Here is a 3646-nt window from a genome sequence, read left to right on the forward strand (position 1 = left end):
CAGGGGTAAATTCTATTTCTACAACATCACCAGCCTGGGATACGGAAAGACCGAATTTAAACGGAGGTGGGGCAATCGCACCCTGGAGGACAACTGGAGATGGAGCAACAAGGCTACCGCCCAGGCAGCAGAGATCGGTTCGGAACCCCTGGCAGGCGCCGATCTGCCCAACGCCCTTTCTGATGACCAGAAATACTCCATGCAATATTATTTGAACCTGGTGCCGTCGGATATCGGCGTCATTGACAGTCTTAGAAAAGAGAGAAATTTTGCCAACTACCAGCTGGGATTGATTTACAAGGAGAAATTCAAAGAGAACATGCTGGCAGCCGGAAAGCTGGAAAGCGTTTTGCGTTCGGATCCTGAGGAGCGACTTATCCTGCCTTCCAAATACAATTTATACAAGATCTACGAGGAAGTGGGAAGTCCGCTGGCCGCAGATATGAGAGAAAATATCATCATCAACCACCCCAATTCGAGATATGCGGAGTTGCTGCTGAACCCAAGGGCAGTCCTGGAGGCCTCTGAAGATGGCCCGGATGCCCAATATGCCCGACTTTTTACGCTTTTTAAACAGCAGGAATTTTTGAGGGTGATCACCGGGGCCGAGGAATCTATCAGTCGCTTTACCGGAGACCCCATCGTTCCCAAGCTCGAGATGCTCAAGGCCACGGCTATCGGAAGGCTTCAGGGATTCAGGGAATTCAAGGAAGCCCTGAACTATGTAGCCCTGAACTATCCAAACCAGGCCGAAGGCAAGAAAGCACAGGAGATGGTGGCTGAGCAGTTACCTAAACTCGAACCCAATGGCTTTGTCTCGGGTATTGGAGAATCAGCACAAAACTGGAAGGTGGTATTTCCTTTTAAGAGGAGCCAGGATGAAACAGCGGTAAAACTCATGACGCGGCTGGAGGAAGCCCTGAAAGAGCTCAGATATCCTAACAAGGTGTCAAAAGACGTGTATAACCTTGAGGATGAGTTTGTTGTGGTTCACGGGTTTAAATCGAAGGATTTTGCCCTGGGGTTTGTTGAACTGCTAAAAAACAATAAAGATTACCGAATCCGTAATGAGAATTTCGTAATTTTAGCTGATAACTATAAAACCGTTCAGATACATAAGAATTTACACGATTACAGAAGGCTCAATTTAACCCCAAAACCCTAAATCCATGTTTTCAGATAACAAAAAACCTAAAGCTATGACAGAAACAGGAGGACAACCCAACAGGATAGAGAAACACACCAAGATCAAAGGCGATATCGTCTCCGAGGCCGACTTCAGGATAGACGGAAAACTCAATGGAAACCTTAAAACTTCAGGAAAAGTGGTCATCGGTAAGGATGGTTATATCCATGGCAAGGTAGAATGTCTCAATGCGGATATCGAAGGCAACTTCAATGGAGAATTAATGGTCTCCGAACTCCTGACCCTGAAAGCCTCTGCCCTTATAGAGGGAACCGTTACTGTCGCTAAACTGGCCGTTGAACCCGGTGCTACCTTTAACGCTTCCTGTTCCATGAAAGGGAAGGGAGCCATGAATACGGCAACAGGAACCCAGTCGGCAGGTCCTTCTGCTTCAGCCTTTAAAGCGTCGTCCGCCCAAAGTAAGAATGAACCAGCAAAAGCGTCCTAAAGGTAAAAACCAGTTCAGGAATATTGCCATATTATCCGGCATTGGGATCGAGATGGGGGTTATTATCTATCTCGCTGCCAAGGGAGGCATCTGGCTGGATCACTACTATCAAACGGAAAAGGGCATTTTTACTGCAGCAGCAACACTGCTGGGTGTAGCGATAGCGATCTACGTGGTTTTACTCCAGCTCAAAAGAATTCAGTACTGATGAGGACTTCCGGCTTGCTTCCCACTTTCCTTTTCTCCCTGATCATTGCGCTATTGATTTCCTTCTGGCTTCATCTGCTTTGGCAGGATTATGCGGGTCTTGAGCGAGGCTCAGATCTGCTCTATCTCTCCTATACCGTAAATTTCTTACTCGCCTCCGGGATCTTTATCCTTCTTTATATGTTGAGGCGGAAATACAAATATCAGATCGGGTTTATCTATATGGGGGGTAGTCTCCTGAAATTCCTGGTCTTCTTCCTCCTGTTTTACCCTGGATACCGGGAAGACGCCCTGGTCACCAAATCGGAATTCGGCGCCTTCTTTATACCCTATCTGCTGTGTCTTTTATTCGAAACCGTATTCACTGCAAAAATACTCCTCAGGAATCCTAAGGTTTAAGCCTCAAAATCAGCTGTTGGCGGGCTTTAAAATTAACCGGAAAATGCTTTTTTCTTTTTGGGAGAATAGCTTACATTTGCACCGATTTTTAGAGACCCGCATTATACGGCCTTATGAGAAGTTTTTTTACTCTTAAAATTTTACTGCTTTTTACCGTTTTTACTGCATTTTCTCTTGAGGCTGTTGCCAAAGAGGAATCGGCAGACGGTTCCAAGAAGGATATCAAGACTGAGATCAAGGAATATATTGATCACCACCTTAAAGATTCCCATGATTTTTCCATCTTTTCTTATACTGCGGATAACGGGGAACACGTTTACGTGGGGATTCCGCTTCCCGTGATCCTGTGGGACGAAGGATTGCATGTCTTTTCTTCTTCAAAATTCCACCACGGGGAAACCATCGCAGAATCCGGAGGCAATTACTACGCCTTAGAGCACGGAAAGATCTATAAGACCGATGCTGACGGAAACCTCAGCCACGATGAAGAGGGACACATCACCAATGCAAAACCCATAGATTTTTCCGTCACAAAGAATGTGGTCATGATGATCATTACCGGGTTGCTGATGCTATGGCTGTTCTCGAGCCTCGCAAAATCATATGCAAAGAACAACGGTGTGCCAACAGGGGCAGGAAGGTTTTTCGAGCCCATCGTGATCTATATAAGGGATGACATCGCAAGGCCTACTATTGGGGAAAAGCGATATAAGAAATATATGCCCTTCTTATTGACCATATTTTTCTTTATCTGGTTCCTGAATATGTTTGGGCTCACACCCCTGGGAATCAATGTGACAGGAAATATAGCGATAACCTTCGGCCTGGCCCTCCTGACATTTCTGATCACCAATTTCACAGGGACCAAGGATTACTGGAAACACCTGGTGGATCCGCTGGGGGATGCCATGCCCTGGTATGGTAAGATCCCGATCTATATCATATTGGTGCCCATTGAATTGCTGGGATTGATCATCAAACCCTTTGCTCTGCTTATCCGTTTATACGCGAACATGCAGGCAGGCCACATCGTATTGATGAGCCTTATCGGATTGATGTTCATCTTTAAGAGTTGGATTGGCAGTCCGCTGTCCTTTTTCCTGGCCTTTGCCATCACTTTGATCGAAGTATTAGTCGCCTTGTTACAGGCATATATCTTCACCATGTTGTCTTCCCTGTATTTTGGCTTTGCCTCAGAGGAGCACGAACATGAAGAAGACACCGAACTAGCCCATTTATAAGGGTTAACCGGGATAAACGTATTGATGAATTGAATTTTAATTTTAAACTAGATAGCGTATGGAAATTCCAGTAATGGTAGGTGCAGGATTGGTAGTAATCGGCGTTGGTATTGGTATCGGTAGGATCGGTGGTTCTGCCATGGAGGCCATTGCCCGTCAGCCTGA

At 45.9% G+C, this 3646-nt stretch carries 4 protein-coding genes and 2 pseudogenes; all 6 read left to right on the plus strand.

Annotated elements, in window-relative coordinates:
* A pseudogene (locus ABYP73_RS12225) lies at window positions 1-1165 on the plus strand (hypothetical protein); the annotation flags it as partial.
* 4 nt (window positions 1166-1169) lie between these two features.
* Entirely contained in the window at window positions 1170-1634 is a 465-nt protein-coding gene (locus ABYP73_RS12230; protein WP_372945593.1) for a polymer-forming cytoskeletal protein, read from the plus strand.
* Window positions 1612-1842 carry an AtpZ/AtpI family protein gene (locus ABYP73_RS12235; RefSeq protein WP_372945594.1) on the plus strand — a complete coding sequence of 77 codons (231 nt, stop codon included), beginning with the start codon at window positions 1612-1614 and terminating at the stop codon, window positions 1840-1842. The genes ABYP73_RS12230 and ABYP73_RS12235 overlap by 23 nt, the downstream gene beginning before the upstream one ends.
* Entirely contained in the window at window positions 1842-2240 is a 399-nt protein-coding gene (locus tag ABYP73_RS12240) for a DUF6168 family protein (RefSeq protein WP_372945595.1), read from the plus strand. Before ABYP73_RS12235 ends, ABYP73_RS12240 begins: the two co-directional genes overlap by 1 nt.
* Window positions 2241-2353: 113 nt before the next feature.
* Window positions 2354-3481 carry a F0F1 ATP synthase subunit A gene (gene atpB / locus ABYP73_RS12245; RefSeq protein WP_372974518.1) on the plus strand — a complete coding sequence of 376 codons (1128 nt, stop codon included), beginning with the start codon at window positions 2354-2356 and terminating at the stop codon, window positions 3479-3481.
* Window positions 3482-3539: 58 nt separating this feature from the next.
* Window positions 3540-3646: pseudogene (locus tag ABYP73_RS12250) on the plus strand (hypothetical protein); the annotation flags it as partial.

This window comes from Muriicola sp., from assembly GCF_041567615.1.
In the GTDB taxonomy this organism is placed as follows: Bacteria; Bacteroidota; Bacteroidia; order Flavobacteriales; family Flavobacteriaceae; genus Muriicola.